Raw genomic sequence first — 21,734 nt, forward strand, 5'->3', positions numbered from 1 at the left:
TCAACCCGAGTGGCTGGCGCTCTCGCCGTCGGCAGCCTTCTTGCCGGAAAGCAGGAGGCAAAATGGAACGGCGAGGAAGGCGACAAAGGAAAAGAATAGAAAGACGTCCGAATAGGCGAGGACGGAAACTTGCGTCTGGAAGACTTGGTAGACCTTTCCAACCGCGATCCCATGGACTGATCCAGCGGCATGCCCCGTTGCCGTCAACGCACGTTCATATTGGTCAACCAATGCGTTGTAGGGTTGATGGAACGGCGAGGCCCATTCCGACAGGTAGGACTGCCGGATCTGGCTCCGCTCGGTGACGAGCGAGGTTGCGACGGAAATCCCTATCGAACCGGACACGTTGYGGACCATCGAAAAGAGGGCGGCCCCGTCACCGCTCAGTTCGCGTGGCAAGCTGATGTAAGTGGTCGTACTGATGGGCACGAACAAAAACGCCAGTGCGGCCGCCTGCAAGCTGCGCATCAGCACGAGTGTCGGGAAATCGATATTCGGTGCCAGATGACTCGAGAACAACAGCGCACCTCCCATCACCAAAAAACCCGCAGCCACGACGAACCGTGTCTGGATGATTGTCATCAGGCGTCCAACCAATGGAATGAGGACGATGACAATGATGCCGCCCGGAGAAAGAATGAGCCCCGCCCAGGTTGCGGTATAGCCAAGAACCTGTTGTGCGAGCTGTGGGATGACGACGGCGCTCGCGTAAAGGATACTGCCCATCGCCGCGATCATTGCGCAGCCGGCGGTAAAATTCCTGTCCTTGAACACGTCGAGATTGACGATCGGTTTCTTGGCAATTAGCAGCCAGCCGATCGCGCCCGCGATTCCCAGGAAAGCGAGCAGCGCCATCAACACGATGAACGGCGAACCGAACCAATCGTCGTCCGAGCCGCGATCCATCATGATCTGCAGGCATCCGAGACCAACCGTGATGAGCGACAGGCCAATGTAGTCGAGCCCCCGGCTCTTCCGTTGCTTCACCCAAGGGGGATCTTCGACGACGATCGAATTCAAGAAAACCGCGAGGATGCCTACGGGTATGTTGATGAAGAAGATCCAGCGCCACGTCGATTGATCAGTGATAATGCCGCCTAGCGTAGGGCCAAGGACGGGGGCGACGACGGTTGCGATCGCCGTCACGCCGAATGCGGCCGCGCGCCTGGCCGGTGGGAACGTGTCCAGGATGATCGACTGCTGGTTCGGTTGCAGGCCGCCGCCAAAAAAGCCCTGCAGCAGCCGGAAGACGATCAGTTCGCCCAGACTGGTCGCCGTCCCGCACAAGAACGAAAAGACCGTGAACATGGTGATGCAGATCAGGAAATAACGTTTGCGCCCGAGGAGATCGCTCAACCAGCCAGAGATGGTCAGCACGATCCCATTTGCCACCAGGTAAGAGGTGAGCGCCCAGGTCGCCTCGTCGCTGCTCGCCGATAGACTGCCGGCGATATGCGGCAAGGCAACATTGACGATCGTCGTGTCGAGGACCTCCATGAAGGCGGCAAGTGTCACCGAAACCGCGATGAGCCAGGGGTTGTAGCGGGGCTTCCAGGTGGCTTCGGCTGGAGCGCTGCTCATCGAACCGAAACCGTCGGAACCACCGAGATCCCGAGCGGCAGCGGACGCTTAGGATCGAGCCCGCTGTCGATGACGATCTTGACTGGTACGCGTTGGACGATCTTGACGAAATTGCCGGTGGCGTTTTCGGGTGGGAAGGCGGTGAATTTCGAGCCGGACCCCATCTGGACACTGTCGACATGGCCATGCAGGTCGAGCCGAGGATAGGCATCCACGTCAATCTTTACGCTCTGGCCGGGCCGCAGACCATCAAGCTGGTTTTCCTTGAAGTTGGCCGTGACCCACATGTCCGGCGGAACGATCGCGACAATCTGCTGGCCAGGCGTGACGTAGTTGCCCATTTCCACGTTGCGCCGAGTTATCCAGCCATCCTGCGGCGCCGTCACAACCGTCCAGGAGAGGTTGAGTTCGGCTTGATCGAGCTGCGCCCGAGCCTGCTCGACTTTACCGTTCAACTGTCCGACCTGCGCATCGCTCTGGCCGATGTGCTGCTCAACCGGTGAACTCAGCTGAACCTGGGCTTCGGCTTGCGTGACTTGCGCTTTGCTTTGGCGCAGCGCCGCCAATGCGGCATCGACCTCCTGTTGTGTTGTCGCGGCCTTCGGCAGAGCGCTCTGCCTGTCATAGTCGGCCTGGGACTTTGCCAAATTGGCTTTTGCAGTGAGTAATTGAGCTTGGGCCTGTTGGAACAGAGCGGGGAAATTCTTGCGAGCGATCTCGGTCGCCAGCCGTTCGCCGGCAGCCTGAGCTTGGGCGCTGTCCAGAGTCCCCTGCGCCCGGTTCCGCTCGCTCATGTAGGAGCGCGGATCGATATGGATCAGCGGATCACCCCTGTGTACAAATTGGTTGTCTGTCACGTCCAGCGACACGACGAGGCCCGAAACCTGCGGCGCGACGGTCACAACCCGTCCATCGACATATGCGTCATCCGTGCTCAGCAAGTTGCGGTTGGCGTACCAGTAATAGGTTCCGCCGAGGACAAGTGCAGCCAGGACAATGAAACCGATAATGAAGACGGCTGGCCGACGGTTTCGGTGTCCGGTATCTGAACCGCCTTGTCCGAGCACCTGATCGCTTGCGACCGTCGCCTCGGGCTGCTCGTGCGCGAGCAGCGAGCCTCCAGGGGTTTGATGACCATGATCGTCTTCAACAGGGCGGCTGTCGGCAGTTATGAGGATAGGGGAGTTGGGAACGCGAGCGATCGCAAATGTCTCACCGATAGGGGTGCTCGCCGCCCGCATCTTGGACCCGCCACTGGCTTGGCGGGGTAACCTGATCCTGGCGGTCTGGGACATCGGGCGCCTCTCTCATGCGAACTGACCTCAGACGTTTCCCGAAGTCTTGGATTTCGCTTGTCGCGACCCCTATCCGTTTGCAGGAGCGCTCAAACCCTCGGCGCAACCCAGGTTGCCATGCTGGCCCCTGCGGTCATCAGTTCGCTTCGCCGAAGCTGACGATCAACACGTTGTTGGGGCAATTGGCTGTCTCGCCTTCAGTCGAATTTAAGTGCCGGCGACCATGCGATCCATCCCGCAAAGGTGTACGAGAATGAGGTTGAAGTCTGAGTGGCTCATACATTGGTTTGTAGTCGAGACGACGAGCCGTCAAACGCTTGGGATCGGCGTGCAAATCGAGAAATCTAGCCGCCTTTACGGAAGCGCACTTCCCCTCCATCTGCCATCATCTCCGATCTGATCGGGCGAAATGCGTTGGAACGGCCCAACGACGTTCCTTTACGCATGCCTCACCTGCACACACGAAACGACGGTAGCTCCAATGCGAAATAACAATGACGTTGCGATGCCAAACTTGCCGATCGCCATTGCGATCGCTCTCTTGTTCGGCGGACCGTGCCTTGCGCAAGTCAGCACGATAACGCCCCCAATAGGAATGACCTCGCCCCTCTCTGGCGTTGGTTCGCCCCTCAATCCGGGTGGCATTCCCCTGGGCGCGGTCGAACTCAATCCTGGTGGCCTGACGACGCCTGGCTCGGTAATCACATCCAATTCCGGGTGCACCAGTGCCCTGGCGCCTGGTGTTCTGGCGTCACCTTCCGAATTCGCCGGAACGACCTTCGCCCTCTCCACTTTCGATGGCGGAGGCGTTGGCGGAACCACCGCCATGAATGGGACGTCGTCTGTGGATCCGATGCCGACAACAGCATTGGGCACCTGCGGCACGACGGCGTCGCCTTCTGGCACCACATCGATACTGTCCACCACCACCGGCACACCGTCTGGGACATCGTCCACGGGTCTTGGGACCTCGGTAGGGATCCCGCTGGGGTCTTCGGAACTCAGCAATTTGGGAGTGAGCCCGATAATTGGCATTCCAACACCCGAGCTGGCTGATCCGGTGACGAGTCCACTGGTAACGATTCCAACCTGCGGCAGCACGGGTGAGACAGGCACAAGCACGCTGTTGGCGTCCGGCTGCTGAAAAAAGCTATTCCGTCTTTGTAGGAGCCTTCAATGCGCAAGCGACCCGTCATTGTTGCCGCGCTGCTGATTCTGATCGGCGGCGTTGGGTTTGCAGCCAAGCATGTCTACGACCCTTCCGAACCTGCGGCGGCCTCTGTTCCCCCGCCGGCCGTTCCGGTCGTTGCCGGAAAAGTAGCCAGTCACGACGTGCCGATCTACCTGCGTGGAGTGGGAACGGTGATCGCCTACAACAACGTGGTGGTGCATAGCCTGATTTCAGGACCGATTACGAAGATCGCATTCACGCAAGGTCAGACAGTGAAAAAGGGCGATCTGCTGGCCCAGATCGACCCGGATCCCTATCAGGCGCAAATCGATCAGATTACCGCGACCCGCGATCGCGACCAGGCGCAACTCGTCAACGCGCAGGCAAATCTGGACCGCTACACGCCACTGCTGGCGAAAGGCTTTGCCACCACCCAGCTGGTGGCCACCCAGAAGGCGCAGGTCATCCAGCTCCAGGCGACAATCAAAGCTGACGAGGCTCTTTTGCAAGCCGCTCAGGTCAATCTGAGCTACTCCCGTCTGACCTCACCCATCGACGGTGTGACGGGTATCCGGCAGATCGACGAAGGCAACATCATTCATCCGACCGATACTTTTGGCCTGGTCGATGTTGCACAGGTCCAACCGATCTCATTGATCTTCACACTGCCCGAGGACACCCTCCCCAAAATCCAGCAGCAGATGGCCAAAGGGCCGCTTACGGTCTTTGCGTACAGCCAGGACGACAAGACCAAGCTCGACGAAGGCAAACTCCTGCTTGTCGACAACCAGATCGTCCAGACAACAGGTACGATCCGCCTCCGGGCCACATTTCCGAACGCCCGGAACCAACTCTGGCCCGGAGCGCTCGTGAATGCGCGTTTGCTTCTCGATACCCGCAGTGGGGGACTGACGATCTCCAGTTCGGCAGTGCAGCAAGGTCCGAACGGCTCCTATGTTTACGTGATCGCACCTGATGGAACCGCGCAAATACGGACTGTCACTGTTGCACAGTTGAGCGGGGGACAAGCCCTCATCGATTCGGGACTCAAGGCGAGCGAAACGGTTGTCGTCGACGGACAGTACAGGCTCGTCCAGGGCAGCCGCGTTCAGGTGTTGGAGGGTAAAGCCGCTGATGAAGCCGCCCTGCAAAGCGCAGTGCAGCAAGCGATCCCGTGAACATCTCGGCCCCTTTCATTCATCGGCCGATCGCGACAAGCCTGCTAATGGTGGGTCTGCTGCTGTGTGGGCTCGCCACCTACCAGCTTCTACCCGTCGCATCGCTGCCGAACGTCAACTTTCCAACACTTCAGGTATCAGCGCAGCTGCCCGGCGCCGATCCTGAAACCATGGCGTCGTCCGTGGCCACCCCGCTTGAGCAACAGATAAGCCAACTCCCTGGGGTGACCCAGCTGACTTCGGCCAGCGCGCTCGGCAGCACACAGCTCACCATTCAGTTCGACCTCAGCCGCAGCGTCGACAGCGCGGCGGTTGACGTGCTGTCGGCGATCAATGCCGCCAGCCCCTTCCTGCCGCAGGGCATCCCCTATCCGCCAACCATCCGGAAGGTTAATCCGGCGGATACGCCGATCCTGGTGCTCGCACTGACATCCGATACCTTGCCGCTGACGACGGTCGATGCCTATGCGGAAAACATCCTGCTGCCGAAGATCTCGCAAATCTCCGGCGTGGGTCTTGTGGGCATCGGCGGCCAGCAGAAGCCGGCGATCCGTGTGCAGATCAATCCACAGGCGGCCGCGGCTCGCGGCATTGGGCTTGAAGATGTTCGCAACGTGCTCGGCGAGGCCAATGTCGACATTGCGAAGGGCACGCTCAACGGCCCGCGTCAAACCTTCACGCTCAACACCAACGACCAGTTGCTCAAGCCTGACCTCTACAATGATGTTATCGTTGCTTATCGCAATGGCTCGCCTGTGCGCATCCGCGACATCGGCACCGCGATCGACGGGCCGGAGAACAGGTTTGTGGCCGCCTGGTTCGGAAAGAAGCCCGCCATCTTACTGGCTATCCGGCGTCTTCCCGGTGCCAATGTGATCGAGACCGTTGGCCGCATCCAGGCCCTGTTGCCCCAACTTCAAGCCTCAATCCCGCCCAGTATCAAGGTATCGGTGGTTTCTGACCGCACACAAACCATCCGCGCGTCAGTCGAGGACGTGCAGTTCACCCTGATGCTGACCATCGCGCTGGTGGTGATGGTGATATTCCTGTTCCTGCGCAATTTCTGGGCAACAGTCATTCCCGCGGTAACCGTGCCCCTTTCACTGGTCGGCACCTTTGCCGTGCTCTATGCGTTTGGTTACAGTCTCGACAATTTGTCGCTCATGGCCTTGTCGATCGCCGTCGGCTTCGTGGTCGACGATGCGGTCGTGGTGATCGAGAACATCGTCCGCCACGTCGAAGAGGGCCTCACCCCGATGCAGGCTGCGCTAAAGGGCTCGGGTGAAATCGGCTTCACAATCGTTTCAATCACCCTGTCGCTAATCGCGGTGTTCATTCCACTATTTCTGATGGGCGGCTATGTCGGCGAGCTCTTCCAGGAGTTCGCCGTGACGGTGAGCGTTTCACTGATCCTGTCGCTGGTGATCTCGCTCACGCTGACGCCAATGATGTGCGCGCACCTACTCAGGCACGAGCCCGGCATCAGGCACGGGCGGCTCTATGATGTTTGCGAAAGGGGCTTCGACGCGCTGCTTGGAGTGTATGAACGAGGCTTGCGGATAGTCCTGCGGCATAGTTTCGCCACGCTGCTCGTCATGCTGGGAACGATTGCCATCACCGGCTATCTCTACCTTGTCATCCCAAAGGGTTTTTTCCCGCAACAAGACACCGGCTTGATTATCGGCCTCACCGAGGCCGATCAGGACATCTCGTTCCCGGCAATGGCCGAGCGCCAGCAGGCGATCATCGACATCGTGCAGAAGGATCCGGCCGTAGCATCGGTCGCAGCCTCGATAGGAGCGATTGGCGGGAGCACGCTCAATCGAGGGACGATGTACATCGCCCTTAAGCCCAACAAACAACGTGAAGCCAGCGCCGATCAGGTGATCAGCCGGCTGTCATCCCAACTCGCCAAGACCCAAGGCATAACGCTCTACATGCAAGCCGCGCAGGATATCACTATCGGCGGTCGCGTTTCGAAGACGCAATATCAATACACTCTGGCCGATGCCGATTCCAACGAGCTCAACCATTGGGCGCCGATCTTCCTCAACAAGCTTAAGGGCTTGCCGGGAATTGTCGACGTCGCCACCGATCAGGAGAATGCCGGCCCGCTCCTCGATGTGACCGTCAATCGCGAAGTCGCGTCGAGTTTCGGGATCCTTCCATCGACCATCGACAACACGCTCGATGATGCCTTTGGCCAGCGCATCGTCTCGACGATGTTTACTCAGCTCAATCAGTATCACGTCGTTCTCGAGGTCAGCCCGGAATTCCAGTACGGTCCAGAAGGGCTCAAGGATATCTATCTGAATTCTTCGACAGGCCAGCAGGTGCCGTTAAGCGCCCTGGTGACCAGCGTGACCAAGGCCGCGCCGATCGTCATCAACCATCAAAGCATGTTCCCGGCGGTCACGATCTCCTTCAACCTGAAACCCGGGGCGTCGCTCGGAGATGCGGTTGCCGCTATCCAGCAGTTCGAACGCGATGCCGGAACGCCCGCTTCGCTTACAACCAGCTTCCAGGGTAATGCGCAGGCCTTTCAGTCGGCGCTCTCAGGCACACCAATTCTGATCGGAGTGGCGCTGGTGGTGATCTACATCATCCTTGGGGTGCTCTACGAAAGCATAATCCATCCGATTACCATTCTGTCAACGCTGCCTTCAGCCGCCATCGGTGCCTTGTTGTTGCTGATGGCGGTCCAAATGGACTTCAGCGTTATCGCCATGATCGGCGTTATCCTGCTGATCGGCATCGTCAAGAAGAACGGCATCATGCTTGTCGACTTTGCGCTACAGGTCGAGCGGAGCGAAGGTCTCAGTCCACGGGAGGCGATCTACCGAGCTTGCACGATACGGTTCAGGCCAATCTTAATGACCTCCATGGCGGCGATGCTAGGCGGCGTGCCGATAATGTTGGGCTCCGGTGCCGGATCCGAAATCCGCCAGCCGCTCGGCTACACGATCGTGGGTGGCTTGGTGCTATCGCAAATTCTCACGCTCTACACGACGCCGGTGGTCTACCTGTATCTTGAGCGGCTCGGTAAATTCTTAGGCGGCCTGCGAGGCGCAAGAACACCGCCTGTGGAATCCGAGCAAGGCGAGCTCTTCTCCGAGACGACCCACCCAGGCGGCTAGGCGGGAGGGTCAGATCCATTGTCAGGTGGCACAAAGCAGTAGACGGTGTTCCCAGCCGCGCAAATGTCGGCGGTTTCGTTCGATGAGTAGGGGTGTTCAGGTACAGTTTTGGGCGGCTCGCTCGGCGTCCATACTCCATTGAGTTTTCCCACCACATGCCCCCTTGGAAGTTGGCGACCGTCGGCAGACAATGGCTGCCGTTTCAGCATGAGCCACCCAGCGTGTCATGCATCCCCCTGTACATGTCGTGCCACTTCTCGTGCCCCTGGCCGTAGTTGCCCTCGGGTGGACCAGCCGGGGCGTGGGAGGTGTGGTCCTGGGCCAGTGCGGGGCCGGCCGCCAGCAGGAAAACCAGTAGGCGGAAGTCCATCGCTCAGCATCCTCCATGCGGTGCTGTGGGTTGTCTCGTCGAAACATTCCAGAGAGCAAAAGTAGTACTGGTGAGGTAGTTTCACCTCGCTAGCGCAGCTTAGGCATTTCATTCTTTTGCTCCTTATATTATATTGGAAGCATACATTGGCTTTGTCATACGATTGAATTATCCATTGGTATAGCTGCGCAAGCCAATTGGTGAGTGGTTAATCATGAGGCCTTATCGAGCAGGTGTCGGCTGAGGCTATTGGCAAGAACGGCAAGCACTGTCAGGGCCGCGCGCGCATCAGCGTTCGACACGTCGGCTTTGCATTGATGCCATTTGAAGAAGTCAACGGGCGAAACAGGAACCTTGGCGGCGTTTGCGAAAGATATGTCTTTGCTTGAGCGCAACACTCGACGCTCGATCACGAGGAGTTCAACGCATGGCGCCCAGGAACTCGATGCGGCCCTACAAGTCCTCTGCCGGAGGTCGGGGCGTGCTGCGGGCGACCGGCCTGGCCTTCACGGAGCAGGGCATAGCAATGGGCGCTGTGGGGTTCGGGTATTTCTTGCCGCTGGGTTGCGGTCAGCATGGTTCGGTCCCTGGCTCCGTGCCTCCTGCCGGCACAGGCCGGCTCGACTCGCCGATGGTCGACACGATGCTATGGCGCGAGCATCTTGGTAAGTCGCGCAATTTCGAACTATTCGCCGTGATGGCACCGCCCTTTATTTTTGCCATGCTCGCGGGCTGGACCACGGACGCCGGTGCCGGATTGTTTTTGCTTTGCCTTGCCATCTATTCGGATGCGTTGATCACGTTGCTTTGGTTTGTAGAGAAGGACGATGCCAAGAATGAACCGCCTCTGTCTCATCCGCGCTCTGGGTGGACGGTTCGATGCGTGAAGGGTCTGCAGCCAGTGGATGCAGGCGAAACCGATGGACGACGAAGCGCTCGGCATCGGGCGCTTCGAGGCGATCGAGGCCAAATCGTGGGTCACCGTCGCCCGATTGTGAGCGCCTGATGGTTGTAGGAGAGTGGGATGGCTAACCGGGTCTGGCACCTGACGGTGCCCAGCGTCTTATTGTCTCTCGTTGCAAGTTCGGAAGCGTCGGCGTCCTACGTTGGGGACCGCTTCTTTCCCTCGACCCTGGCGACCGTCGTTCCCACCCCGGCTGATTTCGTCAATTTTCCCCAGTTGACGCAGTTGCCTGACACCGCCTCGCGCGAAGTCGATTTTCCCTTCTCCTACAGCAAGCTCATCACCCCCGATTGGTCGATCTCGTTCACCGCGAACTACCGCATGATCGATCGGGAGGGGAGCACACGGGTGGGCTTCGACGACCTGGTGCTCGGCACACAGTACGAACTCTATTCCAGTGCCGAGCATGAGTTCGTGCTCTCGGCAGGCGGCACGCTGGCACTGGGCGGCACCGGGTCGTCCGACATCGGGGCCAAGTCGTTCTCCGTCCTGACGCCCACCGTTTACGTGGGCAAGGGCTTCGGCGATCTGTCGGATTCTATGGCGTGGCTGCGTCCGGTCAATGTCACCGCGACCCTCGGAGTCGCACTGCCAACCGAATCCACCACGGTGACCGGCACCACCGCGATCGACAACCCTGACATCCTGCAATGGGGCTTTGCCCTAGAATACAGCCTACTCACCAATTCGCATTCCGCAGACAAGGGGGATGCTCATCGCTTCGCCGAGGGTTTGGTGCCGCTGGTGGAATTTGCGATGCAGACGCCGCTGAACGGACCGTCGGTCGGAGAGACCACGGGCACGATCAATCCTGGCGTCATCTGGGTGGGCGAGTACGCCCAACTCGGGGTGGAAGCGATCATTCCGATCAATGAGAGTTCGGGCCGCGACATCGGCGTGCGTGCACAGCTCCACTTCTATCTCGGCAACATTTTTCCGAACGCAATCGGAAAACCGATCTTCGACTGATCGCGCGCCGAGTTGTGTATGAACAACCAGGATTCTCAACGACTGCAATGCGAGGCCCAAGCGGATGACGAGGGGAGCCCTGGTGCTCTGCATCTCTTCTTCTTGATAGAGTTATACTACAAGATTTTAAAGATAAACTGTTAAAGCCACGTTGGATGTCTCTCGCACACTGGCTCGAGAGGTGTTTCAAAACGTACAGAAACGTCACCGACATGAGCAACAACTCTCTGGTCAATTCGAGTAGTTTCGCCGGCTGCCCAACAGAACAACGGGTGAAACACATGAGCTCTCTTCCAATCGCTGTTGCATTCTCGGCACTGTCGACCGCTTGGGCCACCAGCAGCAGGTTCGCCTTCAGGCACGCAGGTGAAGTTCAATCATGTCGCACGAAACGAACAGCACCACTCATCGTTGCCGAGGCCCGTCCAAGAACAGAGAATCAGATGCGCCAAGAAGCCCGTATCGCCTCTCCATTACGACGGGGACAAGTATCCCTCGGCCGATTCCGGCCTTTTCAGGCATCATAAATGGGTTTGATGCGAATGCTAACGCGAGTTTGTGATTGCGGCTGAAGCTGCCTTGACCACGCCGTCAACTTGAGATGGCATGGCCTCATCTGTGGCAGAGTTTGCCGAAAAAGCCGACAGCGCCGTCCATCTAGAACGACGCCATGAGGCGGTCGAGCCCCTGCGGCGTCATTGGATACTTGTCTTCGAGCTCGCACGACATATCGTGTCGCAAGCAAGTCGCATTGCAGAAGGTGCCGACGCCCGAAATGCTCTGACCGACAGTGAATCGTTCGGCTCGGGAGACAGGAGAAAAAATGGGCCGATGACCGCATGGCATCGGCCCAAGAACCCGAGCGGTGAGAGACGCTCCCGGGGGGAAGAGGGCGCCGTCACATTAATCAGCGAGCGAGGGAGGGGGCCCGCAGGATCAATCTCGCACGAGTTGGAGCGCTGCAACGATGGGTGGATGGAAGGGAGATCAAACCATCGATCAGCGACGACGTACAATATAGTGCCCCTCTTGCTCGGGTGCTTCGTCGTTCTTGTCGACTTTGCATCCAGCTTGCGGATTTCGCGTGAACGTCAAAAGTCCAGGCCATATAGGGATCCTTGTTCAAGGTCATCAAGACGCGAGGTCCAGCATGGCCAATCGACCAATCCTCTGGGATCGGCCGTGATTGAAGAACCGGCCAACTGGTTCCCACAGCACAAATGCAATTGCTATCAAATACGACGTCCAATCACAAACCAAGGTATGGGTATTCCAAACCAATACTCTATTATCGCCGACGGATGTAGGATGGGATAAATCACCGCTGGCGCCTTAGGCTGACATCAGATGGGATAACCCGAAGGATGTACGCCAAGCCATGTTGATGAATCCTGCTCCCAGCGACATCGTTACACGCGCGATTTCTGCCTTCGCGGACAATGTTCCGAGGCCCGAGCAACCGGGACCATTGCCGTCGGCGGACTGGCGTAGTCCGTTCAATCGCGAAAAGGCACAACGTGCCAACTCCGTGGCGCACGTACAGTTGCGGCGCCGGGGCGCCAATGGAGCCGACCACCGTGTCGAGATATCTTCAACCGAAGCAGTGATTAGTCGCACGGCGATTTCGGATGGGATCTTTGCCGAGGTGGTCCAGGCCGTCGGCCATGACAGATTCGAATTCCGGTTTCGCGCGCCCATGCACTTGCTGGTGGTCTACGAGCAGGGTACGCGGCGAGACGGTGATACCTTCGTCGAAGGTTTGCCTCGATCGAAACTTCGGGACTTTGGTCGCCGGCTCACCTTGGTGCCCGCCGGTTGCGAATATCTTGAATGGCATGCGCCGCGCACGTTTGCGCGCCTCATGTTTGTCTATCTTGAACCTGCCAAGCTCCAAGTTCCTTTCAACGCCGGCACGACAGATGTGGCTTTCGCGGCTAAGCTTTTCTTCCAGGACGCGACGCTTTTGGGCACTGCCCTCAAACTCATGAGATCGCTCGAAAGTCCAGCCCCAAAGAGTCAGTCCTATCTGGAAGCACTGGGCATCGTCCTAGCCCATGAATTGATCCGATCCCAAGAGGGGACGCCAAGAGCCGAACCTCAGCTTCGAGGTGGGCTTGCAGCTTGGCAGCAGCGGATAGTCACGGCGCACATCGAGGCGCATTTGGGCGAACCGGTACCTCTCGCCACTCTCGCGAAGCTTGCCAGGTTGAGCTCATGTTATTTTTGCCGTGCCTTCAAGCTGTCTTTTGGAGTGCCCCCGCACCAATACCTCACCAGCCGTCGAATCGAGCATGCCAAAGGCCTCCTTGCGACGCGCGCTCATTCGGTGACGGGCATCGGATTGACTGTCGGATACAGCGAAACCAGTTCATTCACGGCCGCTTTTCGCAAGGCGACCGGCTTGACGCCGAGTGCCTATCGGCGGAGCTTCGGATAGACCCTGGCCGGCTGGTCGGGCTGCGAATCTCGCTTCTCATCAAACTCGTCTGCTGTGAAGCCAGCGGTCTTCGATCGAGACTTTGCGCTGGCTCTTACCTGCTCTGGCTTGACCTGAGATCTCGTTCTGCGCGATTGGCGGGTGCAACGCGCGTCCATTCCGCTGTTTCTCCTTCGTCGCTAAAGCCAAGAGAACGTTAACGCGGCAATCTGAGGTCCCCCTTACGAGGTTGGGCATCCGCATGTTCCATGTCAGCCATTGCCATAGGGCACGGCGATGAAAGTCTGCTGTTCACCACGCTTGATCAGCAGCAGAACCGACTTCTTGCTGGATTTTGCCGCGGCGCTGATGGCCTGGCTTGTCTCCTCAGCAGTCTGTACCGGCACGCGATTGACCGACACGATGATATCGCCCAATTCAATGCCCGAGGTGGCTGCCGGCTGGTCCTGATCGACACCCTCGACCACAGCGCCGCGCACCTTCGAAGGCACATTCAGGGCCTGCCGGACGGTTTGATCGAGGTCACCAAGCGCGAGGCCCAGTGTTGGAAAACTGGAATGCAACGAATGGGAGGAGTTGATTACGGCCACCTGTTTGACGCTGTCGTCATTGCCCCCGACGACCACCGATAACGCAATTGTCTTCCCATTGCGCCAAATGGACATCGTCTCCTCGTTCCCCGGCAAGAGATCTGCCACGGCTCGAGACAACGTCTTGGGCTCCTTGATGCTTTGACCAGCAAATTCGGTGATGACGTCGCCGGTTTCGATGCCCGCATGTGCCGCGGGCGATCCATCGCCGACAGAAGCGACCAAAGCACCGACAGGCGTCGGCAGACCGAGGGCGTCGGCGAGGTCCGTTGTAACCGGCTGCATCTCTATGCCGAGGTGCCCATGTTCAATCGAACCGTTCTTTACAAGCTTGGCGACGATCTGTTTGGCCTCATTGGAAGGAATCGCAAATCCGACGCCGACGCTGCCGCCATTGGGTGAGTAGATCGCGGTATTGATACCCACGACGGCCCCGCTGATGTCGATAAGAGGCCCACCTGAATTGCCGTGATTGATCGGCGCGTCGATCTGGAGGAAATCATCGTAAGGACCGCTGTTGAGGTCTCGCCCGCGAGCGGAAACGATCCCCGCAGTGACGGTGGTTCCGATGCCGAAAGGATTGCCAATCGCCAGAATTGCATCGCCTGCCCTGAGCCCGTCGGAATTACCCCAGGCAACAAATGGGAGGGGCTTCCCAGCCTTTACCTTCAGGACCGCAAGGTCCGATTTCGCGTCTTGGCCGACAAGGGCCGCCGGTAGTTCGGTTCCATTGTCAAGCGTCACCATGATATCCGAAGCTCCCTCGACGACATGGTTGTTGGTTACGATGGTGCCGTCTGAACTGATGATGAAGCCGGAACCAAGCGCCTCTGCCAGTTGCGTCCCTTGTTGTTGGGGAGCCTTGGGCATCGGGATTCGTCGATTGCTAAAGAATTTCGGCAACGGCTCACCGGAAGGCAACCCGCCGTCTGAAGGCTGAGTTTGGTCATCGGGCCCCGATGAAGTCTTCATGATCGACGTGATCGTCACCACCGCCGGCTTGTCGGCCGCCACGATCGGAGCATAGGAGGCAGCCGAAGTGCCTATCGCGGAGGCGACCGTGGACGAGTTGACTTGTGTATCGGCCAAACTCGAACTTAGAGCGACCCCGGTTGCTACCAAGCCGGTGGAGTAGAGCAGCACCGCGCGGTGCCTGCGCAGGAAGTTTACAATTGACATATCGCGATCCGAGCGAGGCTTTGGTCCTGGCGCCGTGGCGTGTTCCTCTTGGGAACCGTCTATCCGGCGTATGGCTGATCGGACGTGCGTGCCTCGCGGATGAACTTCCGATCGCGCCGATTTGGGTAGGTTGATACTGGTTGCCTCTGGGTTGCATTTGTTTGCAAGACTGGCAGTCATTCGCGGGACAACGCAGTTTCTTTCGAGAAAGATTGAACATTTCGATTTGAAAGTGTCGCCTCGCTGGAACCCGCATCAGGGCTTTAGTCAACCCTGGCGACTTCAGCTGCCTGATCTGGAATCAAGAGAACCCGGTAGGTCGCTCCTTCGCACTTGAGCAGATAGGCGGTCTGGTTTGGGGCGGACTCAGCCTGAATGCGATCCGCAGAACTCGGATTTCTGCAAGGGAAACCTTGGCTTCGAACTTGGTCGGCAACGACGGCAGCCACAGTGTCCTGGTTATTGGCTGCGGCGGTCGCTAGGGAACCGGCAAGACAGATCGACGTGAAAACGCAGGTGCCAATGGGTGAAATCTGGAGCGCTCGATTGCAATCCATTTATAGGCTCCTCTCGGCGTAGCAATTGCCGCTGAAAACGGTGGCTTCGAGTATCGAGGCCGTCGGTCTTAAACCTTCACAGCGTGATCGACTTTGCAGGTTCGCTGCCTCCAGCGCTCTATCCCCGAACGAAGTTTGATGCTTGCCACTTTCGGACCGTTTTCAAACCGGCCGCCTTCCATCATGTTCGACAGCAGCCTACCGGCTGATTTGTGGGCCGGCTTTGTCTGCTTTGCGGCTCCTGGCGCGTTCTTGCGGTTAAACCCTTTGATGCAAGTGTACCCATCGGTGGGTGCTGGGTGTCCAAAATCGGAGCCTGTCGTATCGGAAGACCGACGTCTGCTCGTCCTGTGCGCCGGGATCCACGTACCTGAGCGCATCTGATGCGGTCCGCCAAGTTCATGGTTCCGCGTCAGCGGCAGATGACCGGCTGTCTATCACATCTTTCCATTATGGCCGGGCGGCGTTCTGTTCTGATATAGTGTGCTTGGAGGCCGGCCTATCGGGGAGGGCCCAGTGCGTTGATTGCATGCAGGGCGAGGCCCTGATCTCGTTTGGCGCGGCGGCAGTAGCCGCGTCGGGAGGTGCCCGAAATGAGAGCAATGCCGCCGCTGCGGAAGTATGGCTCGACATTAGCCATTTCCGGCGCTGGCTTGTTGGTTTTTTGGCTGTCCAGAGACTTAGCACCGACCGCCGGCGCGAGTGTTTATGTTTGCTTGGCTCTCGCCTCGACTGCGATCTTTATGGGGTTTTTCATTCGAGGGCCGCAATGGCGGCGCGCGCCGGGTTCTATCGGATATGATGCCACCGAGTTCTTGGAGGGCATTCCCGGGCTGGCATGGATCGTCGACGCGGAAGGCCGGTTGGCAAAGGTGAACACAAGCTCTCGGGATTACCTCGGCACAGTCGACACCAGCAATCTCCATTGCCGGCAAGTTATTCATCCGGAGGACTTCGCCCGAACTGAAGGCCCCATGTCGCAATGCCTTGAGAATGGGCAGGAATTTCATAGCGCGTGCCGACTTCGTCGCCACGATGGCACCTATCGGTGGTTCCGTGTCGCTGCTTGCCCCAGGCGCGATCGGAACGGCAAGTTCATTGGGTGGCATGGAATCTTGCTCGATATCGATGACCAGATGGTCGCGGAGGAGTCCCTGCGCGCGAGTGAGCACCATGTCCTGTCGATACTCGACACCATCCCGGCGAAGATCATAACCACTGATCCTGAAGGCAATCAAGACTACGCCAACACCGACATCGACGACTTGAAGAGAGTGGAGCGGGCGTCGGAAATCAAAGAGTTTCGGCTCCAGCGGCTGATTGACGCTCTTCCGACACTGGTCTGGTCCGCCCGTCCAGACGGGTCCGCCGAATTCCTGAACCGAAGATGGCTCGAGTATACCGGGCTTTCGCAGGAGCAGGCAACCGATTGGAACTGGACTGCCGTCATACATCCGGACGATCGAGGCGGGCTGGTCGGATACTGGCAATCTCTTCTATCGGCTGCTGCGCCGGGCGAGATCGAAGCACGGCTGCGCCGCTTCGATGGCCACTACCGATGGTTCCTTTTTCAGGTCGAACCAGTGCGCGATGACTCCGGCATTGTGATCCATTGGTTTGGGAGCAACACCGACATCGACGACCGCAAACGGGTCGAAGAGGCGTTGCGAGCCAGACAGCATGAACTCCAGCAGCTTGTCGACACCATACCGACCCTGGTCTGGTCGGTAACGCCCGAAGGTGAACCAGCCTACATCAACAAGCAGCTTGAAACCTACTACGGCCGCAAGATCGACCACAGCCAACCCAAGGAAGGCTCCAAGCTAGACGGGGCACTTGGACGGCTTATGCATCCCGATGACGTGGAAGCCGTCAAAGGAAAACTGATGCAGTCTTTGAAAACCGGGGAGCATTTCGCCATGCGGTACCGCAATCGCCGAGGCGATGGCGTCTATCGTTGGGTTGATAATCGCGCGCAGCCCCTACGGGACGGCGATGGCCGCATCGTGAAATGGTATGGCGTCATTATCGACATAGACGATGAGATGAGCGCACACGACGCCGTCCGAGCGACGCAGGACAAGCTTTCGCGCGCTTCGCAGCTTGCGAGCCTCGCCGAACTGTCGGCATCGATCGCGCACGAGGTCAATCAGCCTTTGGCGGCAGTCATCACGAACAGTCATGCCTGCCTGCGCTGGCTGTCTGCGGATCCTCCAAACCTACAGCGGGCACGCATTACCGCTGAGCGGATGGTTCGCGATTCCCTGGCAGCGGCCGACGTAGTTAGCCGAATACGAGCACTCTTTAAACAAACTGCTTCGTCCAGAACTTTAATCAATCTCAACGAGGTGATCGGCGAGGTGCGTCAGCTGATGTTCGACGAAATAATATCGCAGAGCATTTTTGTTGAGGCGAATCTCGATGCGGGCCTGCCGCCAGTTCTCGCGGACCGCGTGCAGATGCAGCAGGTGCTGGTCAATCTGGTCCGCAACGGAATCGACGCAATGAAGTCGACAACCGACGTGTCGAGATCACTGAAGCTTCGATCACGCAGACATGGAGAGAATGCGATCCTGGTGGAAATCCGCGACAATGGGGAAGGACTTGCCGAGACGGAACGAGTTTTCGACCCGTTCTTCACGACGAAGCAGGGTGGGATGGGTATGGGACTGGCGATCAGCCGCTCCATTTTGGAATCGCACGACGGCCGGCTTTGGGCAGAGAGCATCGAGCCAAGGGGAACCGTGTTCTCGTTTACGCTGCCAATCGAAACGGGTGACGCGGCATGACTCAAGACGACTGTATCGTGTTCATCGTCGATGATGACCAACCCATATGCGAGGCACTATGCGAGCTTCTCGCGGCAAGAGGCTTGGCTTCCGTCGCCTTCAACGCGATTGCCGACTATCTGGCTTTTCCCCGGCCAGATCTGCCCGGTTGCCTGATCCTCGATGTACAACTTCCGGATGTCGGCGGGTTGGAATTTCAGAAGCAAACCGAAAGCGAGCAACATCCGCCTATCGTGTTCATCACCGGACACGGTGACATTCCATCGTCTGTGCGTGCCATCCAGCGAGGCGCCGTCGACTTCCTCACCAAACCTCTCAGCGAAACCGAGTTGATGAAGTCCATCCAAACGGCGATTGATCGGGATTGTGACGCTCGCCGGGAGCGAGCCGAGCTTGTCACGCTGCGGCGCCGCTTTTCCTTGCTGACCTCTCGCGAACGCCAAGTTCTGCCGCTGGTCGTCAGCGGTCTGCTCAACAAGCAGGCGGCTGCGGAGCTTGGGATCAGTGAAGTGACGCTGCAAATCCACCGAAGCAAGATCATGCATAAGATGCAGGCAGCATCGCTGGCCGATCTCGTGAGGACCGCTGAAAGGCTGCAAGTGCCAGTAACCCATACTCGGCGCGCGGGAACCATTTCGAAATGAAAGCAGCACGGAAATCAACGATCGCGGTTGTCGATGACGACCTTCGGGTTCTCGAGGCGATCGAAGACCTCCTGGAGTCGGCGGGGCACGCGGTTCGTTTGTTCTCATCCCCCCAGTCTTTTCTGGAACGCGACGTATCGAGTAAAATAGATTGCCTGATTGCTGATATCGGCATGCCAGTTATCGATGGCTTCGAGCTCCGTCGGCGAGCGCGAAGTGTGCGCCCCGACTTGCCCGTCATTTTCATTACGGCTCGCCATGAACCCGCAGACCACCGGCGCGCCGCTGCTGAAAGTCATCATGGTTTCTTTAGAAAGCCCTTCGATGCTTCAGCACTGCTTGCGGCAGTCGCCCTGGCTGTTTTGGCCTCATCCCAAGGGAAATAGTGATGACGAGTGACCTGGTGATCCCAAAATATGAACGGCTGCGGCAGCGGTCGGTCGAGGCCCCCATCTGCGGTCGGACCACCCAAAATGCGTTCGTCTTCATCGTCGACGACGATGTGTCGATGCGCGAAGGGCTGGTCGATTTGCTGGAATCAGTCGGGCTGCAAAGCAAGGCATTTTCGTCTCCGACCGAGTTGTTCAACATGGAATTACCGGACCTTCCCAGCTGCTTCGTTCTGGACATTCGAATGCCCGGCATCAGCGGTCTCGACTTTCAGGCCCGCCTTGTCGCAGCCGGCGTCCGTATTCCAATCATATTCATGACCGGCCACGCCGACGTTCCGATGGCGGTGAGCGCCATGAAGGCAGGTGCGGTCGAATTTCTGACGAAGCCGTTTCGCGAACAGGAAATGCTGGATGCCGTCATCAGAGCCATCGAGTTGGACTGCATGCGCCTCGATCGCAGACGACAGGCGATTGAGACATTCGCCCGATTTCAGACGCTAAGCGAGCGCGAACGCGAGGTTATGGATCTCGTGACGGCAGGATTGATGAACAAGCAGGTTGCCGGAAGGATTGGCGTGGTAGAATCCACAGTTAAGATTCATCGTGCTCAAGTCATGAAAAGGATGGGCGCGCAGTCCTTGGCAGACTTGGTCAGGATGGCCGAACTGATGCGCTCTGCGCCTGCTCCCATACCCAGTCTCGCGAATATTCTGGATAGACCTAAGTAGTAGACCAACCCGCCGGCCGGATACGTATCTCTACCAGGCTGTGAATGGAGACTCGCACATGCTTCCTTTATTCTCGCGTTTTCTCCGCGTCAGCGCGTGGAACAACATAGTAACCGATCGCTGTCGAAATGGGTGGAAGTGGGGCATTCAATGCCGGAGTGCAGGACATTTTCCACTGAAGCGTGTCCGAGGAGATTTGCCGTTCTTTGTCATTCGCTTATCCGGTTCTCTCGGCAATGACTGTCTCCAGCGCGCAAGGCTACCGCAGCGCAGTCTCCGTATTTTCTTCATGTCGAAATCGATTTTAGCGCGTTTCGAGAAGAGCATGCCGAGTTTGGGCGGGCGGTGAGTCCCAACTGCCACAGGAGCATCTCCAATGCGGCAACCTGAAATAGGGCTTGCCACCGTAAAATCCAATACGGATTTACGCGAGCAAAATGTCTTCCGCCCGACGGTGCCGTTATCTTTTGAACGGACCTTGATCCCTCGCTCCAAAAGGACTTGTGCAGTGGATTTCATTAGTCGCCTTCGAAGCGTGGTTTCTTGTCGTTGCGCGGCGCAGCCCCGGTTGGTGGCACGGGAATGTCGCAACGCAGCGCTCACGAACGCACCAAGGGAGGTCACATGAAGGCACTTAACATTGGAATTCTGGGAGCCGGGTTCATCGGCACCTTCCATTCCTATGCGCTCCGCCTGCAGGAGCTGATCAAGGAGCCGCCGAAGGCGACCCTCCAGCTCAAGGTCGTCGCTGATCGCGACCAGAAGGCCCGCGACACGCTGGTCAAGCGTTTTGGCTGGGAAAAGGGCGTGGATGACTGGCGCGCGGTGCTCGATGCCGACATCGACATCTTCGTCAATGCCGGGCCGAACGTCCTGCACGCCGAACCCACGATCGCCGCGTTGAAATCCGGCAAGGCCGTATTTTGCGAGAAGCCTCTGGCCATGGACGCGGCCGAAGCCTTCGAGATGTGGAAGGCAGCCGCCGACGCCAAGGCTATCCACCAGGCAGCCTTCGTCTACCGCTTCGTGCCGGCGCTTCGTTACGCCCGCGAATTGATCCAGGCGGGCGCCATCGGCGAGGTAACCCATTTCCGCTCCGAATACCTGATGTCGAACTACCTGCAGCCGAGCCTGGGTTTCAGCTGGCGGCTGGACAAGAAGATCGCCGGGACCGGCACGTTCGGCGATCTGGGCGCCCACCACATCGATCTGGCCCGTTTTCTCGTCGGCGAAATCAGCGAGGTCGCCGCCATCGGCCGCACGGTTGTGCCGCAGGTCGCCGGCAAGAAGGTTGAGGTCGATGACGCGTTCGTCTCGATCCTGCAGTTCGAAAACGGGCCGATCGGCGTCATCCAGGCATCCCGGGTCGCGGGCGGCCACGGCCATACGTCGGCCATCCAGGTCGACGGCACGAAGGGCTCCCTTCGCTACGATGTAGCACGCCTCAACGAGATCGAGATCGCCGACGGGCTGGCATGCGGCTTCCGCACCGTCCAGGTCATCAAGGAAGAGCATCCCCTCTCCGACTTCTGGTGGGAGGGTGGCGTCCAGGGCAGTCACCCGATCGGCTGGGTCGAATGTTTCGTCCAGCAGATGAACCATTTTGTCGAGGCGGTCCTCGGCAACCGCGAGATCTCGCCGCTGGCGGCCACCTTCGAGGACGGCTACCGCGCCGTCGAGATCGCCGACTCTATGATCCGATCGTGGCAGAGCGCCCGACGCGAACCGATCAAATTCCGTTCACTTTAATCGT

General features: G+C 58.5%; 13 protein-coding genes. 10 read left to right on the plus strand and 3 right to left on the minus strand.

Annotated features, from left to right (window positions below; genetic code table 11):
• Positions 1 to 1,581 carry a DHA2 family efflux MFS transporter permease subunit gene (locus AC1DZ8_RS13120; protein ID WP_477400989.1) on the minus strand — a complete coding sequence of 527 codons (1,581 nt, stop codon included), beginning with the start codon at positions 1,579 to 1,581 and terminating at the stop codon, positions 1 to 3.
• Positions 1,578 to 2,876 (minus strand): HlyD family secretion protein, encoded by a 1,299-nt coding sequence (locus AC1DZ8_RS13125; protein ID WP_477306280.1) that lies wholly within the window; start codon positions 2,874 to 2,876, stop codon positions 1,578 to 1,580. Before AC1DZ8_RS13125 ends, AC1DZ8_RS13120 begins: the two co-directional genes overlap by 4 nt.
• A gap of 1,176 nt (positions 2,877 to 4,052) precedes the next feature.
• Here AC1DZ8_RS13125 and AC1DZ8_RS13130 point away from each other — a divergent pair.
• From AC1DZ8_RS13130 to AC1DZ8_RS13150, 5 genes are all read left to right on the plus strand, one after another.
• Complete coding sequence (locus AC1DZ8_RS13130) at positions 4,053 to 5,225, plus strand: efflux RND transporter periplasmic adaptor subunit (protein ID WP_477306282.1); 1,173 nt, start codon at positions 4,053 to 4,055, stop codon at positions 5,223 to 5,225.
• On the plus strand, positions 5,222 to 8,362 hold the full coding sequence (locus AC1DZ8_RS13135) for an efflux RND transporter permease subunit (protein ID WP_477400991.1): 3,141 nt from the start codon (positions 5,222 to 5,224) through the stop codon (positions 8,360 to 8,362). Before AC1DZ8_RS13130 ends, AC1DZ8_RS13135 begins: the two co-directional genes overlap by 4 nt.
• Before the next feature lie 797 nt (positions 8,363 to 9,159).
• Positions 9,160 to 9,738 (plus strand): hypothetical protein, encoded by a 579-nt coding sequence (locus AC1DZ8_RS13140; protein ID WP_477309975.1) that lies wholly within the window; start codon positions 9,160 to 9,162, stop codon positions 9,736 to 9,738.
• A gap of 18 nt (positions 9,739 to 9,756) precedes the next feature.
• Positions 9,757 to 10,665, plus strand: a complete 909-nt coding sequence (locus AC1DZ8_RS13145; RefSeq protein ID WP_477309974.1) for a hypothetical protein — start codon at positions 9,757 to 9,759, stop codon at positions 10,663 to 10,665.
• Between the two features lie 1,378 nt (positions 10,666 to 12,043).
• Positions 12,044 to 13,102, plus strand: a complete 1,059-nt coding sequence (locus AC1DZ8_RS13150) for a helix-turn-helix domain-containing protein (protein WP_477309973.1) — start codon at positions 12,044 to 12,046, stop codon at positions 13,100 to 13,102.
• A 251-nt stretch (positions 13,103 to 13,353) separates the two neighbouring features.
• On the opposite strand, the gene AC1DZ8_RS13155 is transcribed toward AC1DZ8_RS13150, so the two are convergent.
• The gene (locus AC1DZ8_RS13155; protein ID WP_477309972.1) at positions 13,354 to 14,871 is read right to left on the minus strand and encodes a Do family serine endopeptidase; all 1,518 of its coding nucleotides are present in this window, start codon (positions 14,869 to 14,871) and stop codon (positions 13,354 to 13,356) included.
• Positions 14,872 to 16,021: 1,150 nt separating this feature from the next.
• Here AC1DZ8_RS13155 and AC1DZ8_RS13160 point away from each other — a divergent pair.
• From AC1DZ8_RS13160 to AC1DZ8_RS13180, 5 genes are all read left to right on the plus strand, one after another.
• Positions 16,022 to 18,217, plus strand: a complete 2,196-nt coding sequence (locus AC1DZ8_RS13160) for a PAS domain-containing protein (protein ID WP_477309971.1) — start codon at positions 16,022 to 16,024, stop codon at positions 18,215 to 18,217.
• Positions 18,214 to 18,861 (plus strand): response regulator transcription factor, encoded by a 648-nt coding sequence (locus AC1DZ8_RS13165; protein ID WP_477309970.1) that lies wholly within the window; start codon positions 18,214 to 18,216, stop codon positions 18,859 to 18,861. Before AC1DZ8_RS13160 ends, AC1DZ8_RS13165 begins: the two co-directional genes overlap by 4 nt.
• A complete protein-coding gene (locus tag AC1DZ8_RS13170; protein ID WP_477309969.1) occupies positions 18,858 to 19,247 on the plus strand; it encodes a response regulator in 390 nt (129 codons plus the stop codon). Before AC1DZ8_RS13165 ends, AC1DZ8_RS13170 begins: the two co-directional genes overlap by 4 nt.
• Before the next feature lie 2 nt (positions 19,248 to 19,249).
• Entirely contained in the window at positions 19,250 to 19,981 is a 732-nt protein-coding gene (locus AC1DZ8_RS13175; protein ID WP_477309968.1) for a response regulator transcription factor, read from the plus strand.
• A gap of 624 nt (positions 19,982 to 20,605) precedes the next feature.
• The gene (locus tag AC1DZ8_RS13180) at positions 20,606 to 21,730 is read left to right on the plus strand and encodes a Gfo/Idh/MocA family protein (RefSeq protein ID WP_477309967.1); all 1,125 of its coding nucleotides are present in this window, start codon (positions 20,606 to 20,608) and stop codon (positions 21,728 to 21,730) included.
• Positions 21,731 to 21,734: the final 4 nt, after the last annotated feature.

The organism is Mesorhizobium sp. P2_F7, assembly GCF_056403695.1.